The sequence below is a fragment of the Microcoleus sp. genome, from assembly GCF_049646505.1.
GTDB lineage: Bacteria > Cyanobacteriota > Cyanobacteriia > Cyanobacteriales > Microcoleaceae > Microcoleus.
On the sequence record NZ_JBARVX010000313.1, the window covers coordinates 1 to 3,108 of the forward strand.

Sequence of the window (3,108 nt, forward strand, 5' to 3'; positions counted from 1 at the left end):
CGTTCCCGACTGCGCGACGTTTTCGGCAGACTGAGTTGCAGGGGAAGCCGGAGCCGCCTGTTGGGGCTTTGATGCTGGTTCTGGCTGGATTGGCGGAGTTGAGGCGATGCTGTTAGCTGCTGCCGGCTGCTGAGACTCGGAGGTTGGGGGGTTGAGGGCGATCGATTCTTCGGGCTGTGATGCTGGTTCTGACGCTGTGTTTGAGGTCGATCGAACATTCGGGCCTAATTCGAGCCGATTCAAGCCGGCCGAGCTGTCGAGAGATTGAGCCGGGGGCTGTGCCGAAGCAGTTTGTGCGGCGTTGCTGAAAGTAATTGCAGCGCCCACTCCGACCACGACGATTTGACGAAAAACACGCATAATTTTTTAATTAGTGCAATTCTAGAGACAATTTTAGATCGAGATTGAGTTCTCAATTTTCCAGTCTGCAGCCTGGACTAGACAGTTACCGAAGGTCTGGGTCTAAAGCCCCGTCCTTCAGGACGGCTTTGATTTGTTTTTGAATACTTGCCATCTCCAGCCAAGAGTATTATACTTGTAGAATAACACAGGTCGAGTGATATGAAAACATACAAATTCAAACTCTACAATCACAAAAGGAATAGGTATCTCAAGCGGACTATTAACGCAGCATCAAGCATATACAACCACTGTCTTGCTCTACACAAGCGTTATTATCGAATGTTTGGCAAGCACTTAAACAAGTTCCAACTGATGAAACATCTAGCTAAACTTAGAAATAAGAATAGTTATTGGCAACGAGTTGGCTCTCAGGCTGTGCAAGACATTTGCGACCGCATCGATCGAAGCTATAAGCTGTTCTTCAAGCACCACAGTAAAGGTGTCAGACCACCTTCATTTTGTCAGAGTAAGAAGTATAAATCATTCACTCTCAAGCAAGCTGGTTATCAACTTATAGGTAACAAAATACGTATTGGCAAGCAAACGTTCGGTTACTCTAAATCTAGAGTGATAGAAGGGAAAATTAAGACACTAACAGTAAAGAGAGTACCAAGCGGAGATATGTACATCTTCATTGTTACTGATGCTGTTAGTGAATCCATTGGAGTCGTGACGGGTAAAATCGCAGGCTTTGATTTTGGACTTAAAACTTTCTTGACTAACTCTAATGGTAAAGATATCGAATCACCATTGTTCTTATTGCAAGCTAAGAAGCAACTAAAGAAGTTATCTCAACAACTATCATCTAAAAAGCTTGGGTCGAACAATTGGAATAAAGCCAGAATTAATCTAGCTAAACTCCACGAGCGAGTAACTAATCTTAGACGTGACTGGTTCTGGAAATTGTCTCATAAGCTTTGTGATGAATATGATGTTTTGTGCTTCGAGACACTTAACCTAAGAGGTATGCAAAAGCTTTGGGGTAGAAAGATAGGAGACTTAGCTTTTGGCACTTTTTTAGAGATCCTTCAGACCGTAGCTGCAATGAAAGGTAAGCAAGTTGTCTCGATCGGACAATGGTTTGCTAGTAGTAAACTTTGCTCCAATTGTTCTCACAAACACTCAGGACTTCAATTGCGCGATCGTGAGTGGACTTGTCTTAATTGTGGTACACACCATGATAGAGATAAGAACGCAGCAATTAATATTCAAAGAGAAGGGGTATCTTCTCTTCGCTTAGACACCGTAAGACTTCCAAAGGAAGCTAGTGTTGCTTGAAGCCAGAATCCCCGTACCTTCAGGTCGGGGAGTATATCAAAAGTCACAATTACCTACTCATCTTAAACTTTTGAATGCTTGATTCAAAATTTAGAATTGAACCTCAGCATTTGCCTGACCGATCGCCCCTGAGATTAGTTCCTCTACTCCGCTCACCGGCAAAATCCGGGTTTTCAGCGAGTTTTCGAGCTGTTCTACCGTCATGTCATCGAGAAAACGAGGTTCACCCTGTTTTAGCATAACCGAAGGCAGCAAGATGCCATCTCCCAAGTCTCGCCCCTGCAAAGCTTCCAGCAAATCTTGCCCGGTGAGCAAACCCGTGACGGTGATAGTTTGTCCCCAGTAGCGGCTGGAAAGTGCGGCCATCTTGACGGACAAGCCGGGAATTTGGTTTAGTTGTTGTACGATCGGCTCAAAAGCCTTTTCAACAGCATTCCCCACGACCCAAACCAACTGGCGCGGCGGAATAATCGGCAGCAGTTGCAGCTTAGCAAAAGCCGCTTCAAACTGCCCAATAAACTGCCGAATCGAACCCACACCGTTACCAATTTGCGGATAATCTTCATAATCAGCCGCCGGCGGCAAATCCAAACCCGCGATTAAAAACCATTCATCAGCCAGCCAAATACAGCCAGATTTTGAATTTCCCCCCCGAACCTCCGGAGAATTCCCATCTTCTCCCCCCCTTACCAAGGGGGGGCTGGGGGGGGTGAATTTCGGATGATTTTTTTTCCTTTTCTTATCGGCTTTACCCTGACTCAAAACCCCTTGAATTTGATGCACTTGCGCGATAACTTCCCGCGCTTTTTCCGCAGTTACTGCAATTAATTCATCTTCCGCAGGGCGAAAGCGAGTTAAACCCACAGGCACCACCGCCACCGATGCCACAGCGGGAATATTTCCGGTATGAAACTTTGCCAAATCCAACAAAGTGCGCTCCAAATGTTCGCCATCATTAATTCCCGGACAAACCACAACTTGAGCGTGAATTTGCAAGCGGCGCTTTTGAAACCATTTAATTTGCTCTAAAATTTTCCCCGCCCTGAAATTTTTCAGCAACCGAATTCGCACGTCCGGTTCAGTAGCGTGCACCGAAACATAGAGAGGAGAAAGCCGCATTTGTTCGATTCGGTTCCACTCTTTTTCAGTCAGATTGGTGAGAGTCAAATAGCTGCCGTAAAGAAAACTGAGGCGGTAGTCATCATCTTTGAAATAAAGAGTTTCGCGCTTTCCCGGAGGCTGCTGGTCAATAAAGCAAAAAGGGCAGCGATTGTTACACTGAATTAGTCCGTCGAAGAGGGCTGTTTCAAATTCCACACCCAAGTCTTCGTCATAATCTTTTTCTATTTCTAACTTGTGAGTTTTGCCTTTGGCATCTAAAACTTCTAGTTCCAGAAATTCGTCGGCGCACAGAAATTGATAGTCGAT

2 protein-coding genes and 1 pseudogene are annotated in these 3,108 nt (G+C 45.3%); 1 reads left to right on the plus strand and 2 read right to left on the minus strand.

The annotated features are described in order from the left end of the window. Positions 1-360, minus strand: a pseudogene (locus WBA89_RS16285) (transporter); the annotation flags it as partial. Between the two features lie 201 nt (positions 361-561). On the opposite strand from WBA89_RS16285, the gene WBA89_RS16290 reads away from it, so the two are divergent. Beyond that, positions 562-1,680 (plus strand): RNA-guided endonuclease InsQ/TnpB family protein, encoded by a 1,119-nt coding sequence (locus WBA89_RS16290; protein WP_424408174.1) that lies wholly within the window; start codon positions 562-564, stop codon positions 1,678-1,680. 90 nt (positions 1,681-1,770) lie between these two features. On the opposite strand, the gene WBA89_RS16295 is transcribed toward WBA89_RS16290, so the two are convergent. Then, positions 1,771-3,108, minus strand: a 1,338-nt coding sequence (locus WBA89_RS16295; protein ID WP_424408176.1) for a DUF512 domain-containing protein, incomplete at its 5' end; no start/stop codon positions are given.

What these genes read in the sequence shown, in the direction of transcription:
- WBA89_RS16290 (WP_424408174.1), top strand. Translation starts at nt 562, where the DNA reads ATGAAAACATACAAATTCAAACTCTACAATCACAAAAGGAATAGGTAT.